We start from the raw sequence: 15,152 nt of genomic DNA, 5'->3' as shown, positions 1-15,152 counted from the left end.
AGTTTTTAAGTAGATGCTCTGAGGCTTAGTGAAGATCAAGGCTAGATGAAACTATTGTTCCGAGTAGATTGTGGAAACCACCTGGAGGGAAAGCTGGTAGCTTAGAATCATGCACCTCCGCGTGGTTTCATCTTCTCAGAACGACAAGCCAGACCTGCTGCGTATTCGTATTGGTGACGCGCTTCGCGAGGAGCGACTTAAACAGACTAGGACTTTGCAGGAGCTTGCTGACCAGGCGAATATCTCTATTTCACACTTGTCAGATATTGAACGGGGTCGGAAAGAGGCATCTTCGGAAGTTCTCCGAAGCATCCATCATTCTCTTGGTCTTGAGTTGGATGATCTCCTCCAACGAACTCTGGGGTCTTCTACCCCGCAGCTCGCCGTTGCAGCCTAACTCCCGCGTTAGATCACAGTCCTCCTGATACCGTTAAGCTTTGCCCGGTAACCCAACGGGAATCAGGTCCAGCAAGAAATGAGACCACGTCGGCGATATCGGAAGGCCTGCCGAGCCGACCCATCGGAGTCATCTGTGCTATCTGGTTTCTAACCTCCGGGTCCGAGTTCACCACGCGCTGACCGTCGGTATCGGTAGCCCCTGGGCGAATAGCATTTACGGTGATTCCTTTGGGTGCCAATTCTTTCGCCACAACCTGTGTCAATGATTCAAGTGCCGATTTTCCTGCACAATAACCAGCGATACCTGCTTGCGGCATCACAGTATTAAGCGACGAGATGTTGATGATAGCACCGCCTTCGACCATATCCGGGGCGAGATACTTGATCAACAGGAAGGGCGCGGTAGCACTAACTGTCAGCGCTTCCGTCCATGCGTCGATGGGCATATCCACGACTGGACTAATGGGAGTCTCGGTGGTGGCATTATTGACTAAGATCTGAAACGGTCCTTCACTATGAAGTTGCTGTGCGGCCTGTTCTGCAGATTCAATGGTGCTCAGATCCGCTTGTACTGCGCGTACCTGATGTCCTCGTTGCTGAAGCTGTTCGACGAGTTTTTCGGCCGCATCCTGATTGCTGTTCCAAGTAAATACGGTGTCAAAGCCTGAGGAGGTGAGCCGCTCTACGATTGCACGTCCAATTCCTCGGGATCCACCAGTTACCAGTGCCTTCTGCTGTGAATGTTGAGTCATAACACTGATGATGGTCTATATTTTCTTTCAGCGTGGCACTTTTCGCTTCTAGCGGAATATACCTCACTGGTCGAGGTGAACAAACACAAGAAAAAAGTTATCCCCAGATCAGTTCAACGACACTCCCAATTCTGAAACAATTTTCTGCAACTGTAAGGCAATGCTGTCATTCAGTGGTTCGTCGACCTTTTGAGCTCGCGACAGGGGCGACGCCATAGCCGATTTCAAAAGAATCCACTGCCTCGTCTATTAGTGGGCAACAGGTACCCCAGAAATCGACCAGCACTCCACCAGCAATCTGTGAGCGATACTTGCCAGCCACGACGTCACCGCACCCCAGTCCACACCTAGCTACTGGATCTAGATAATCCCCGACCAGGTCGCTGCGGACTCGACCGTCAGCAAACTCGCCAGCTGTACTCCAGACATCTATGGTGTCGACTTGCGAGGCTACTCATCATCAAGCACCAAAACGATACCTACTTCGGAGTAGTAACTCCTGAACCGAATAGCGGTGGTACCTAGCAGGTACAGCCAGTGTCGCCAGTATCAACTCAAGATATTTGAAAACGTAGTTGCAACCACACTCGCACAGAGGGTGGCCACTCTACTTTGTCACTAGAGCTATGGTTTTACCAGAAGTCAATAGCCAAAAGTTACCTTTGTTGGTGACTTTTAGTCCTTGATGAGAGTGGGAGGAACAGTTAGATTCTGGAATAGCAGAAGAACTAGGAAAGCAACGAACTCTCCGAGGCCCAATCCTCTACTTCTGCTAACGATTCACTCGTCCCCTTCAAATATCAGGAGTTACACATGAATAAGAGATTCTCAGCAAGAGGTCTTTTAGCTGCCACTTTGACCGTTTGCTTATCCTTAGTTGGCCTTGGCACTGCAGGCGCAGTCATTGTGCAAATTGATGGTGGTACCTGGGATTATGGAACCTCATCAAACTTAGTATGGTCCCACTACTACCATAATGGTCAAAAGCATGGATCAACTGCTATTGGCAACTACACATCTGACAGTGGTTGCGTCAATCGAAATGTCTGGTCCCATGCTTCTGCTGAAAAGGGAATGTTCACAACTGGACAATCCTACTACCGTCACTGCTAACGCTCTATTCTTCATGTGCCGGAGTTTTCCGGCACATGAAGAATTTTTATTTTGAGGATACGATTTGCATCGCTTACCCACGTTACTGAGCTGCGCGATAATAGTTGTTTCATTGTTTTCACCATTCCTTTCTTATGGGCTCACAAACACAATGGACCGAATGGGTTATGGTTTCGGAGACCAAGGCGTTCTGCTTAATGACACAGTTAGTTTTGTAGACCCTTCATATTTCCAGACTGAGCTTCACGACTTTGCAGCAGAAAACGATGTAAACATCACGTTGCGGGAGATAAGTGCCTCGATACCTGACAACGAGGAGCATTATTTCTCAACGGATTATTTTCAAGAGGATCCAAAAGAGATTGCGTCTTTTGGAAATGATAAAACTCGCATCATCTACCCATTTTCCGATCTGCACGAATCAGATAATAGAGGTCTCTATATTCTGGAGGGCCCTGCTGGAAGCGATATTTTATTCCTTGCCTGGGCAAATCAAATAGGTCTTGACGGCTTAATTATGCAGACCAACTTTTGGAATATCATCGGTCAAAGCCCCTATCTGATAACAGGGCTACTCATGATTATCGCTGCGCTATTTTTGGCTGCAACACATGAAATTATTCGAGGTCGCGCAACTGCAATTAAGCGTTTGCTGGGTCGTCCACTTCATTTAAATCTTCTGGATGAGTATCTCTCATCGTGGAAAATTCCTCTTCTAAGCATTGGTCTTTCATTGTTTAGTACCATCGCTATTCTTAGTGTTAATGGATTTGCCCAAACACCACTCTTTTTCGGCATATACTTTGCCAGCTTATTGCTGGGAATCCTCGGCCTAGTTCTGGGACAATTAGTTGGGCATTTTATTGCTGTGTCAATTCCGCTGAATCTTGCTATTAAAGGAGAGCGGGCGGGCCTACTTTTAAACTCAGGGATGCTGGCGACCCGACTAATTACCTTGTTCTTTTTCCTAGGAATCATTGGATCGCTAACCGGTAACCTCAGTGAACTACGTGCACAAACTACTTTTAGTACATTATGGGATACCCATAAAGAAACCTATAGAGTCTCCATAGCTTCCGCAGCAGGACAAGACTTCTACGGGCTTGCTGAGACTCTACGCACTATGGATAGGCATGGGGAAATTATTTTGGCAGATCGTCAATGGTTAACAGCTCCCCTTGATATCGGTGCACCAGTCGTATTATCAAACACAACTTTTGCCGTTGATGAAGGACTACTTGCGCCAAAAGATCTACCGCAAAGTGACGAGATCACAATATTGCATCCTCAGTTTCTGGATTCGGCCAAAGAGCCAGAATTACTTGGTTTGCTGGAGTTCGAAGCATCCAACTCACAAGTGCCAATGCCAAAGATCCAAAGCATTCCATATGATAGCGAAGACTCAACCAACCCCATGTCTGAAGTTTTTACCTACAACATTAACCTGGATAGTGCAGTAAGAAACCCAATCGTAGTTATCCTTCCCGCAGGCTTAGAGCTTTTAAGTGATCAAAATTTGTCGGCTCGACTCACACAGAATAGTCTGCTGATAAAAGACCAGACTGGTGTGAACGCTCTTCTATCCTCAGAGGATTCACGCAATTATGTGGGAGCTGCATCCCCGATGATTGACACGTGGGAAGAAAGCGTTGTTCGGTTGAAGGAAGCGAACCAAATAATCGCCTTCAACGCTTTCATTGCATTGTTCCTCACGACGACTCTTGTTCTAGCTACTGCACTGGTATTTCATTTAAGAAATCAAAGAAGACTATGGGTAGCGCATCTACTAGGAAATCATCCATTAAGAGCTCGATTACAGCTGCTAATTGTAGAAGTAATTTTCGCTTCAATTCCGTGCGTCTGGCTCGCGAACCGCTATTTCGAGCGATCTGCAGCAATAGCTTCAGATGCTCCCTCAGCCAGATACTTAGAACATCTCAATTCTATACCTCCATCACTGCCGTTGGTTTTAGGAATCTTAATAATCGGTTGGACTTCACTTTCATTTTTCAGTTCGATGAAGCTTCCTTTTGAAAAGAGCACACAATGATAGAAATCAATGACCTCAAGAAATCTTTTGGCGTTCGGATCTTATGGCAAGGTCTCAGTCATAAGTTTTTACCAGGAACAATGACAGCACTGACTGGAGCGTCCGGTTCAGGAAAATCGACTTTGCTCAACTGTCTTGGCACACTTGACAAACCAAGTTCCGGACAGATCCTTGTCGAGGATGTAGACCTTCTGAAACTCTCTACGCGTAAGCAACGGTTATACAGGAAAAATACGGTGGGCTATTTATTTCAAGATTATGCCTTGATTCCCGACAGGACAGTTAAATTCAACCTTCAGCTTGCGGTGGAAAAACACAAATGGCCTGAAATTCCTCAAGTACTTCATGCTGTTGGTCTTGAGTCGTTCGAGGAAAAGCCAGTTTTTGAACTCTCTGGTGGCGAACAACAACGAACTGCGTTGGCCCGGGTACTGCTCAAAAATCCCCGAATAATTCTGGCTGATGAACCAACCGGAGCTCTAGATTTAACAAACAGTGAGCTAGTCATAGAAGCATTGAGAGCACTCGCCGACAAAGGCGCCACCGTTGTTGTTGCTACGCACTCGCCCCTCTTCCGAGAATCAGCGGATACCATTATCAAACTATAGGTGCCCCAACTTTTCGGAGATCTCAGTGCAATGATGGAATTCTTAAACACTCACCGTTTGATTGTTCTTGGGAGTTTGTCTTTTCTAGGGCTAGGTTTCGCGGAAGTCCTGCTGCGTGGCCAGTGGTCAACACCGCAGTTTTTTGTTTTCACTTTCTTGCAAACTCTGCTTCTCGTATTGTGTTTTATTCCTAAACTCTCGGTTCCTTTTGTGGTGCTTCTAAGCATTGCCCAACTCGCGCTTGCATACCTGTGTATTCATGGTGAACCTCAAAGCACCAGCCCTTTCACTTTAATTGTTGCCCAAATGGCGTTTTCGGGATTGCTCATGTTCAGAGGGCAACGGGTGCTCGCTTTTATCTCTGCAGGTGGGCTCATTTGGATTGGGACCATCGATCCAACAAACGGTGCTTGGTCTCCTCATGTGATGTCCGCGCTAGCACTTGCCGTATTCTTTGCGCTGTCGATGGCACTTGGACAGGTTCTTCGATCAAAAGTTGAACAAAGAGCCAACCTTGAGGAGCAGGCAAAAATTCAGACAGAACTGCGCAGAAAAGAACTAGCACTCCATCTGCATCGGTCGGTTGCCAAAGAACTTACGTTTGCAGTGATGAAATCGCAGGAGCTCAGTGGTCGCGATAATCTTTCAACAGATGTCAAAAAGCAGCTTTATGACATCGAAGAGTCGGCCCGCAAAGCATTGATGCAAACTCATGATTTAATGAAGAGTTTGCAGACCTTTGATCAGCTACCCTACGTTCCAGAATTAGACCGCATTCCTTTACATGTTGTTCTCAAAGTGATGAAAGCAGATCTTGAAGATCTCGGATTCACCATGTTGATCAACACCACTACGTTTAACGAGGATTTAAGTGCCGAAAATGTTGAAGCAATAGTGACGGTTTTGGAAGAGGCCTCCAACAACATTGCAAAATATGCTGACAAATCAGAACCAGTTCAATTAAGCATCGCCCGAGTAACAGAAGAAATCCACTTATCCATCCGCAACAAAGTTCAACAAGTTCCGGGGAATCTAGCTAGAGCTGCATCATCTGGAATTGGGCTTATACACATGCGGCACGCAGTGGAGTCGGTTGGAGGAAACTTTAGTGTTAATGAAAATGATTCGATGTGGATCATCAATGCCACACTAAAAAATCCATCTCCAGTGCCTTTGAAAGTTAGCCCTACAGAGCAGTCCACGGATTCCTACTAAGAAAGAACACAATCTTGAAAACACTTCTTGCTTTAACACTCGCTGCATCGATCATGATTCCTACCCAGGTCGAACCTCTAGTTGCAGCACCGATGGCTGATCTTTGCCAGTCCTTCCCATATCTTCCATGGTGTGGCCGTGCCTAGTTATAAAGTTCTACTAGTTGATGACGACCGCTTCGTCCTCGATGCCATTACATCTTATTTAAGCTCCGATTCGGAATTGGAAGTGGCTGCCACCGCCTCAAACGGTATTGAAGCTCTGGAAGTATTGGCCCAAACTCCATGCGATGTTGTGGTGTCTGACGTCGAAATGCCTCACATGGACGGCAGGCAGCTGCTCACTGAGGTACGCAAACTTTCCGAGCCACCAGCTTTTGTCACTATGACTGCTTTTTCTACAGATGAAACTCTGGTTGAAATGCTCTCCAATGGTGCAGCTGCATACATTGTCAAGAGCGACCGTGCCCAGGACATTCGCGATATCATCCGCATTGCTGTGTCCGGTGGCACCACGCTTTCCCCGTTGGCCATGACTCGTCTGCGTGCCATGCTTCCCAGAACCACGCAGATTCCTGAACAATTAACGGCGACTCAGCAGCGAGTGATGAAACTTGTTTGCGAGGGCAATTCCAACCGCCAAATTGCCAAAGCCACAGGCCTCACGATAGCGACAGTGAAGAAGACAGTGTCCCAATTGTTGGATATTTTCAAAGTCAGGTCGCGTACCCAATTGGTGGCTCAGGTTTATCGCGTGGAAAATTCCTGATTGGTATCCTTACCCAGCACCATTTTTTGTGGTTTGCTCTAAGTTATGGGCGAATCAGTAAGTACTGACAGGTACACTCCGCAGCAGCGCACGCGTTATCGCCAGCTGCTCATGGAAGATCTTGAGATTTTTGATCGGCATTTGCAGCATTCCGATTTTGAGGATCAGGGTTCCATCGGCCTCGAGTTGGAACTCAACCTCGTGGATAAGCATATGCAACCTGCTTTGGCAGGCCACGCGGTGCTTTCCCATTTAGACGATGAGTACCAGTCGGAGATCGGTAACTTTAATGTTGAAATGAACCACCCGCCACTATCCGTTAAAGGCGATGCTTTACGACGCCTCGAGCAAGGCATCACCTCGCGTCTAGGTCGCGTGCGCGCGGCCGCCACATCGGAGAATGTGAACGTGGCGATGATCGGCACGCTGCCCACCATCACTCCGGAATTTCTTGAAGATCCGGCATGGATGACCCAAGAAAACCGCTACCGTGCGCTGAGCAATGCGGTGATGGAATCGCGTGGCGAGTTAGTGCACATCAACATCGCCGACCGTGAACAAATCATCCACGATTTCACTGATCTCGCCCCCGAATCAACTTGCACGTCTATTCAGTTGCACCTGCAATTAGCGCCCAATAAGTTTGCTGCAGCGTGGAATGCGTCGCAAGCAATAGCTGGTGTTCAAGCAGCTCTTTCGGCTAATTCCCCACTTTTCTTAGGCCGTCGGGTGTGGCATGAAAGCCGCATTCCAGTGTTTCAACAAGCCATCGATACGCGTACTCCTGAACTTGTGAATCAAGGAGTCCGCCCCAGAGTATGGTTCGGCGAACGATGGATCACCAGTGTTTTTGATCTTTTCGAAGAAAACGTACGCTATTTCTCCCCTCTCATCGCAGAATCACGCGCACTGTCTGGCACACCAATGATGAAGGGAAAATCCCCCGCACTCCACTACCTCAACCTGCACAACGGAACAGTGTGGCGCTGGAACCGACCCATTTACGCACCGGGCGAAGAGCGCTCCCACCTGCGCTTAGAAAACCGTCTCCTACCTGCAGGTCCCACCCCCATCGACATCACTGCCGATGCCGCTTTCTATTACGGTTTGGTCAAATATCTGGCCGAGGAAAACCGCCCTGTCTGGTCACGTCTCCTATTCCCTGATGCGGAAAAGAACTTCCAATCCGGTGCACGTTCAGGGCTGTTCGCCCGCATGACCTGGCCAACCCTTGGACAAGTAAACGTCGCTGATTTGGTCCAAGAGCACCTAATCCCTCAAGCTAGAATCGGACTGGAACGACTTGAAGTAAACAAAGACCTTATCGACGAATACCTGGGCATCATCACCGAACGCGCGAAGTCCCGCCAAAACGGTGCCACCTGGCAGTTGCGTAGCCTCAACAAGCTGGAAGCACACGGAAGCATGCCGGGTTCCGATGCTCGAAAAGCAGGTCTTGCAGCAATGTTGCAAGAGTATTTACAGAATCAAGAAAGCGGCCAACCTGTCCACACATGGGCTATTGGTTCGTAAAACGGCAAGGAAAGGTAATACCCGGAATGATGTACAACGCCACCACAAAGATCGGTTCTCTCCTGGCGGTATTCATCGTTTTATTCCTCGGGGCTTTTGCCGCCGCTTCCGTGTTCCCAGACAGCATTCGAGAGGTTTAAGCACTGGGAGCAATCCTTGGAACGATTTCAATTTATGTGCTGACCAGGTTCTTCCGATCTTCTGAAGAAACCAGAGCCCGACGACCTTTGTGGTTAATCACCACGTCCCCAGTTGTTGGTTTTGCAGTCGTGATTCTCTTTGGAGCAGCGGCAATTCAACTTGTGGTGTGGTCGAGTTCTGTTCTTTTTGCGCTGGCATCAGCTGCTGTTTATCTAGTATTTGCCCTGCTAGGACTAGCCAGTGCTGTCTATGCGATGATGCATCCCGTAAAACGCTAGAAACCACCAATTACTGATGGTGGTTTCTAGCATTTTCTACCCAAGCTAGACAGCCAGCGGCACGTCCTGTGGTGCAACAGCTACTGGAAGTGCGGTTTCACCCATGAGGTCGGCGTCGATAGCTGCGGCACATGCGCGGCCTTCGGCGATTGCCCACACGATCAGGGACTGGCCACGGCCGTTGTCGCCTGCGATGTAAACGCGGGAGTTGGTGGGGCTGCGGTATTCGGAATCGCGGAGGATGCGGCCCCGGTCATCGAAACCTACGCCTAGTTCGTGTGCCAATCCGCCTTGTTCTGCGCCGGTGAAGCCAAGTGCAACAAGAACGAGGTCTGCTTCGAAGGGGAATTCGGTGCCTTCGATTGGTTCACGTTTGCCGTTGACAACTCGGATTTGGTTGCCAGTCAGTCCGGTGACGTGGCCGTTGTTGCCGTGGAATTCCACGGTGTTGACGGCAAATTTACGTTCACCAAGCGTGGAGCCTGCGGCACGTTCGGCGAGGCCCAGGGCTGCGATTTCATCGGCTGATTCATCGCCAGTGATGATGTATTCGCCTTCTTCGTGAGCCGTTGCGGTGCGGAAGAGGTTGGGGTACATCGGCCACGGGGTGGAATCGGCGCGCTGGAAAGGTGCGCGGGGGCGGATATCAAATTGGGTGACTGATTCTGCTCCTTGGCGCAGTGCGGTGCCGAAGCAGTCGGTGCCGGTGTCGCCGCCACCGATGATGACAACTTTCTTGCCTTTGGCGTTGATTGGAGAGACTTCACCGTCGCCTTCGTTGATGCGGTTTTGGGCGGTGAGGTAATCCATTGCCGCATGGATGCCGTTGAGATCGTGGCCTGGAACTGAGAGTTCGCGGGCCACTGGGGTGCCGGTTGCGAGGAGGATCGCGTCGAAAAGCGCTAGTTCAGCGGCGCGCGGCGAGGTGCCTACCTGGAAAGTTGTGCCCTCTGCCTCCATTTGTTGGATGCGTCGGTCGATCCAGCGGTTTTCCATTTTGTACTCGGGCACGCCGTAGCGCATGAGGCCGCCGAGACGGTCGTCGCGTTCAAAGACGGTAACGCTGTGGCCTGCGCGGGTGAGCTGCTGCGCGGCGGCAAGGCCAGCGGGGCCGGAACCGACGACGGCTACGGACAGGCCGGTGGACATGGATGCGACGACAGGCTGAACCCAGCCTTCTTGGAAAGCCTTTTCGACGATTTCCAGCTCAACGTTTTTGATGGTGACAGAATCATCGTTGATGCCGAGCACGCAGGCGCCTTCGCAGGGTGCGGGGCACAAACGGCCGGTGAACTCGGGGAAATTGTTGGTCGCGTGCAGGCGATCGTAGGCTTCCTTCCACCGACCTTGGCGTACCAGATCATTCCACTCAGGGATGATGTTGCCCAGTGGGCAGCCTTCGTGGCAGAACGGGACACCGCAATCCATGCAGCGGGCAGCCTGTTCCTCGATCTGACCTGCCGGTGCCTTTTCGTAGACCTCGGAGTAGTCCATGAGGCGCAGCGGGACCGGGCGGTGTGCAGGCTCGCGTCGGGAGTATTTGATGAATCCTTGTGGGTCGGCCATTAGCTCACTGCCTCCATGATCTTGATTGCTGGGTCTTGGCCCTCAGCGTGGGCCGTTTCGATGATGTTGAGTACTTTTTGGAAATCGCGCGGCATGATTTTCACCAAATCTTGTGCACGCAGCTTGGTCTCGGATCCGGTGAGTTCGCGGTGGCGAGCAATGAGCTCATCAGCCCATGTCAGATCGTCAGCGCTCAGTGGAACAACATCCACCAATTCGCCATTGATCTTCTGGTTTAGGTCCGGGGAATTAGCCAGGTATGCAATGCCACCAGACATGCCGGCACCAAAGTTCTCACCAACCGGGCCCAAAACCAGGACTCGGCCGCCAGTCATGTACTCACAACCGTGGTTTCCGATACCTTCAACCACTGCGGTGGCGCCAGAGTTACGGACGCAGAAACGTTCGCCGACCTGGCCACGAATGAACAATTCACCACTGGTTGCGCCGTATCCAAGCACGTTTCCGGCAATGATATTTGGATTGTTCTTCAGCTGCTTCGGAGCCTGAGCGGAAGGCTTGATCACAATCTTTCCGCCAGATAATCCCTTGCCCACAAAGTCATTGGCATCGCCGGTGAGGTTGATGGTGATGCCTCGTGGGATGAACGCGCCAAAGGAGTTACCGGCGCAGCCTTGAAGATTCAAGGTGATGGTGCCGTCTGGCAAACCTTGGGCACCAGCCACGCGGCTGACTGCAGAACCCAGCATCGTGCCAACTGAACGGTTGACGTTGCTGATGGAGCTATCAATAACAATACTGGTTTCCACACCCGCTGCGGCACGGGTGATCGTGTCCGAAGCCTTATCAATAAATGCGTTGTCCAGGGCTTTTTCTAGGCTGTGTTCCTGGGTCTTGGTGCAACGCACATCCTGAGTTGGGAAGTGTGGAGTTTCTGGGCGATGGAAAATTGGGCTCAAATCCAGGTGTGCTGCCCGGGAATCAGCTGGGATTCCGGAACGCTTACGCAGCACCTGGGCTTGTCCGACGGCTTCATCAATAGAGCGGAAACCAAGCTGTGCCAAGTACTCACGGACTTCCTGGGCGATGAAGGTGAAGAAGTTGACCACGTGTTCAGCCTTGCCGGTGAACTTGGAACGCAAATCCGGGTTCTGGGTAGCGATACCCACCGGGCAGGTGTCCAGGTGGCAGACGCGCATCATGATGCAGCCTTCGACCACCAGCGGTGCGGTGGCGAAACCGAATTCTTCCGCACCGAGCAGAGCTGCGATAACCACGTCTCGGCCAGTTTTCAGCTGACCATCGCACTGCACGCGAATACGATCACGCAGGCCGTTGAGCAGCAACGTTTGCTGGGTTTCAGCCAAGCCCAACTCCCATGGACCACCGGCATGCTTCAGGGAGGTCAAAGGAGATGCGCCAGTTCCTCCGTCATGTCCGGAAATAAGCACCACATCAGCATGTGCCTTGGACACACCTGCGGCAACGGTGCCCACGCCTTGTTCTGCCACTAGCTTCACGTGGATTCGTGCGCGTGGGTTAGCGTTCTTCAGGTCGTGGATCAGCTGAGCCAAATCCTCAATGGAGTAAATATCGTGGTGTGGTGGAGGAGAAATCAGACCAACACCTGGGGTGGTGATGCGGACTTCTGCAACCCATGGGTACACCTTGTTTGGTGGCAGCTGGCCACCTTCACCGGGCTTTGCGCCCTGTGCCATCTTGATCTGAATATCGGTGCAGTTGTTCAAGTAATGGCTGGTCACGCCGAAACGTCCCGAGGCCACCTGCTTGATGGCAGAGCGCTTCCAGTCACCGTTGGGTTCCACATCGAATCGGCGGGCGTCCTCGCCACCTTCGCCGGAGTTGGACATACCGCCCAGTCGGTTCATGGCGATGGCCAAGACCTCATGGGCTTCAGCAGAAATCGAGCCATAAGACATCGCACCAGTGGAGAAACGCTTCACGATCTCACTGACTGGCTCTACCTCAGACACCGAAATTGGCTTGCGGTCCGTGCTGAACTCAAACAGTCCACGAATAGTACCCAAGCGAGTGGATTGATCATCAACCTTGCGGGTGTAATCCTTGAAAATCTCGTAGCTGCCAGAACGAGTTGCATGCTGCAGCTTGAAGATGGTTTCTGGGTTGAACAGGTGGTATTCACCTTCGCGGCGCCACTTGTATTCACCACCCAAATCCAATTCGCGGTGAGCGTGCTCTTCTGGGCGTGGCAAAAATGCGCTGCGGTGACGAGCTTCTACGTCAGCTGCAACTTCATCCAGACCGATGCCAGAAATTGGTGAAGCAATACCACCGAAGTAGTTGTCCAGGAGATCCTGATGCAGACCGGTGACATCAGCAAGCTGCGCGCCACGGTAAGAAGACACCGTTGCAATGCCCATCTTGGACATCACCTTCAGCACACCAGTGGTGGCTGCCTTGATGTAGTTTCGGGATGCCTCATCCAAAGAAAGATCACCCAACTGACCCTTCATGCGCAGCTCATCGATGGTTTCAAATGCCATGTACGGGTTGATCGCATCGGCACCAAAACCAATGAGCATCGCCAGGTGATGAACCTCGCGGGCATCGCCGGATTCCACCACCAGGGAGCACTGGGTACGGGTACGTTGCTGCACCAAGTACTGATGCACAGCGGAAGTCAGCAGCAGCGCAGGGATAGGTGCCATGCGCTCATCAGATTCACGATCCGACAGCACGATCAACGTCTTGCCATTGCGGATTGCTTCAGAAACCTCGCGGCGCACACGAGCAATCGCAGCCTTCATGCCGGCACCATGGTGAGCCACTGGGTACAAACCAGAAATTACAGCAGCACCAAAGGAATCCCACTCACCATGCGCGTTGGCATTGATCAAGGTGGCCAGCTCATGGTTATCAATGATCGGCGATTCCAAACGGATACGTCGCGCCGCATCAGGACCCGGATTGAGCACGTCAGACTGCGCACCCAACAAAGTGAACATGCTGGTCACAGGCTTTTCACGGATGGAGTCCAAAGGTGGGTTTGTCACCTGAGCAAAGCGCTGCGCGAAGAAATCATAAAGCATGCGTGGTCGCTGGGATAGCGCCGCAATTGGCGTATCCGAACCCATGGAACCAATTGCCTCAGCACCCTGGCGGGCCATCGGCAGCAGCAACAAATCCACATCTTCTTCAGTGATTCCGAAAACACGCTGACGCAACACAGCACGAGAGTGCGCCATGTAGTTGTAGCGTGTCTGAGGCAGACGATCCAGATGCACAAAATTATCGCGAATCCACTCACCATATGGCTGCGCTTCGCTTAATTTCTGCTTGATTTCCTCGTCTTCAACGATGCGGCCCTCGGCCGTGTCAACAAGGAACATGCGTCCAGGCTGTACGCGAGTACGCTTTACGACGCTCTCCTCCCTCAAGTCCAACACTCCCGATTCAGAAGCCATCACAACCAAACCCGAATCAGTAATGGTGATTCGCCCAGGTCGCAGGCCATTACGGTCCAGCACGGCACCCACAAAACGACCGTCAGTAAATGCCAGCGCTGCAGGACCATCCCATGGCTCCATCAGACAAGAGTGGTATTCATAGAAATCACGCAGCTCAGGGCTCAGCGTCTTGTTGTGTTCCCACGCCTGAGGGATCATCATCGCAACAGCATGCGGAAGTGAGTATCCGCCCAGGTGCAAAAGCTCCAAAGCCTCGTCGAAACGCGCGGTATCCGAGCCCTCCGGGGTGCAGATAGGCAGCACGCTGCTCAAATTGCCCAGCTTGTCGTTTTTGATAAGCGCCTCGCGGGCGCGCATCCAGTTTTCATTGCCACGCACAGTGTTGATCTCACCGTTGTGGGCAACGAAACGGTACGGGTGCGCCAGTGGCCAGCTTGGGAAAGTGTTCGTGGAGAAACGCGAGTGCACAATAGCAATGGCCGACTCCAGGCGAGCATCACCCAGATCCTCAAAGAAGCCCTCAAGCTGCAGAGTGGTCAACATGCCTTTGTAAATGATGGTGCGTGAAGATAGCGATGGGAAATACACCGTATCGCGACCATTGGTGGTGCCCAGCTCACGCTCACAACGCTTACGGATAAAGAACATCACACGGTCAAGATCTTCACCAGATTTTCCAGGCACAGTAAGGAAAATCTGCGCGAAACTAGGCATCGCCTCCTCAGCCATGGAACCCAGCTCACGGGAATCAAAAGGAACCATGCGCCAACCAAGCACATCGGCACCTTCTTGCTTTGCGATGCGCTCAATTTCCTTCTGAGCATCCATCATCGCCATGCGACCGCGAGGCAAGAACGCAATACCAGTGGCATACTCCCCTGCCTCAGGAAGCTCAATGCCAGATACTTCACGGTAGAAACTATCCGGAATCTGCATGAGGATGCCCGCACCATCGCCAGTGTTCTTCTCTGCACCGGCGGCACCTCGGTGATCAATATTGCGAAGCGCCTCAAGTGCGCGATCAACAATGCTGCGACTTGGGCGACCGTGGATATCCGCAATAAACGCCACACCGCAGGCGTCATGTTCATGCGCAGGGTTGTAGAGTCCTTGTGGTTTCATGCGGGATACCTCACTTTAATCCTGTTTCTATCAATCGTTCGATAATAAGAAAATCAGGCACACTACCTGCAACGCAAGTAACAAAAGGGTTACTTTCGATCAACCTACAGGAAAACGGGAGGTCAGATTACGCTCCTGTGTTACACATCACAGGATATGGTAGAAGATGTTCGCCTGTCCACCTCGTGAAAGAAGAT

At 51.3% G+C, this 15,152-nt stretch carries 10 protein-coding genes; 7 read left to right on the top strand and 3 right to left on the bottom strand.

The window, feature by feature from the left end; all coding sequences use genetic code 11:
• The first annotated feature begins 121 nt into the window (after positions 1–121).
• Positions 122–397: a helix-turn-helix domain-containing protein gene (locus KW808_RS01120; protein WP_196763688.1), complete on the top strand. Its 276-nt coding sequence runs from the start codon at positions 122–124 to the stop codon at positions 395–397.
• 13 nt (positions 398–410) lie between these two features.
• Here KW808_RS01120 and KW808_RS01115 read toward each other — a convergent pair whose 3' ends face one another.
• Positions 411–1,151, bottom strand: a complete 741-nt coding sequence (locus KW808_RS01115) for an SDR family NAD(P)-dependent oxidoreductase (protein WP_003863450.1) — start codon at positions 1,149–1,151, stop codon at positions 411–413.
• An 813-nt stretch (positions 1,152–1,964) separates the two neighbouring features.
• On the opposite strand from KW808_RS01115, the gene KW808_RS01110 reads away from it, so the two are divergent.
• From KW808_RS01110 to KW808_RS01085, 6 genes are all read left to right on the top strand, one after another.
• On the top strand, positions 1,965–2,264 hold the full coding sequence (locus tag KW808_RS01110) for a lactococcin 972 family bacteriocin (protein WP_003863451.1): 300 nt from the start codon (positions 1,965–1,967) through the stop codon (positions 2,262–2,264).
• A 160-nt stretch (positions 2,265–2,424) separates the two neighbouring features.
• The gene (locus KW808_RS01105) at positions 2,425–4,314 is read left to right on the top strand and encodes a bacteriocin-associated integral membrane family protein (RefSeq protein ID WP_003863453.1); all 1,890 of its coding nucleotides are present in this window, start codon (positions 2,425–2,427) and stop codon (positions 4,312–4,314) included.
• The gene (locus tag KW808_RS01100; protein ID WP_003863455.1) at positions 4,311–4,922 is read left to right on the top strand and encodes an ABC transporter ATP-binding protein; all 612 of its coding nucleotides are present in this window, start codon (positions 4,311–4,313) and stop codon (positions 4,920–4,922) included. The genes KW808_RS01105 and KW808_RS01100 overlap by 4 nt, the downstream gene beginning before the upstream one ends.
• Complete coding sequence (locus tag KW808_RS01095; RefSeq protein ID WP_144290631.1) at positions 4,923–6,137, top strand: sensor histidine kinase; 1,215 nt, start codon at positions 4,923–4,925, stop codon at positions 6,135–6,137.
• Positions 6,138–6,275: 138 nt separating this feature from the next.
• Positions 6,276–6,905, top strand: a complete 630-nt coding sequence (locus KW808_RS01090) for a response regulator transcription factor (RefSeq protein ID WP_003863458.1) — start codon at positions 6,276–6,278, stop codon at positions 6,903–6,905.
• A 45-nt stretch (positions 6,906–6,950) separates the two neighbouring features.
• The gene (locus KW808_RS01085; protein WP_003863459.1) at positions 6,951–8,438 is read left to right on the top strand and encodes a glutamate-cysteine ligase family protein; all 1,488 of its coding nucleotides are present in this window, start codon (positions 6,951–6,953) and stop codon (positions 8,436–8,438) included.
• Positions 8,439–8,902: 464 nt separating this feature from the next.
• Here KW808_RS01085 and KW808_RS01080 read toward each other — a convergent pair whose 3' ends face one another.
• Positions 8,903–10,423: a glutamate synthase subunit beta gene (locus KW808_RS01080; RefSeq protein ID WP_003863464.1), complete on the bottom strand. Its 1,521-nt coding sequence runs from the start codon at positions 10,421–10,423 to the stop codon at positions 8,903–8,905.
• The gene (gltB, locus tag KW808_RS01075) at positions 10,423–14,955 is read right to left on the bottom strand and encodes a glutamate synthase large subunit (protein ID WP_034983459.1); all 4,533 of its coding nucleotides are present in this window, start codon (positions 14,953–14,955) and stop codon (positions 10,423–10,425) included. Before gltB ends, KW808_RS01080 begins: the two co-directional genes overlap by 1 nt.
• Positions 14,956–15,152: the final 197 nt, after the last annotated feature.

It is taken from the genome of [Brevibacterium] flavum (genome assembly GCF_019317305.1).
In the GTDB taxonomy this organism is placed as follows: Bacteria; Actinomycetota; Actinomycetes; order Mycobacteriales; family Mycobacteriaceae; genus Corynebacterium; species Corynebacterium glutamicum.
This window is presented reverse-complemented; position numbering and strand designations above follow the sequence as displayed.